At 69.3% G+C, this 332-nt stretch carries 1 pseudogene; it reads left to right on the top strand.

The window, feature by feature from the left end:
- Positions 1-141: 141 nt before the first annotated feature.
- Positions 142-332 (top strand): annotated as a pseudogene (locus tag CH341_RS36270) (collagen-like protein); the annotation flags it as partial.

The raw sequence follows: 332 nt of genomic DNA, 5'->3' as shown, positions 1-332 counted from the left end.
CCGGCTCGGCGAGCGGGCCGCGCTATCTCGCCGATCTTTACGGCGTGATCCAGACCTACGGCTCCGGCACCAGCTATCTGCCCGGCAGCTCGGCCGGCACGGCGTCGACCGGCACATACGCGTGATCCCGGAGTAGTCGAGATGACCGATCTTCCGTTCTCCGACGACGTCGTGGTCGAGAACGACGCCGGCGACGTGGAGGAGATCGTCGTCCCGACCCAGGGGCCACCGGGTCCCAAAGGCGTCCAGGGTGATCCTGGTCCGCAAGGGCCTGCCGGCCCGTCCGGACCGTTGGGACAGACGGGACCGCAAGGAGTCACGGGCTCTGCCGG

Origin of the sequence: Rhodoplanes roseus (genome assembly GCF_003258865.1) — a bacterium.
GTDB classification, from domain to species: Bacteria; Pseudomonadota; Alphaproteobacteria; order Rhizobiales; family Xanthobacteraceae; genus Rhodoplanes; species Rhodoplanes roseus.
Note: the sequence above shows the minus strand (reverse complement) of the source record. Positions and strands in the feature narration are given on the sequence as shown.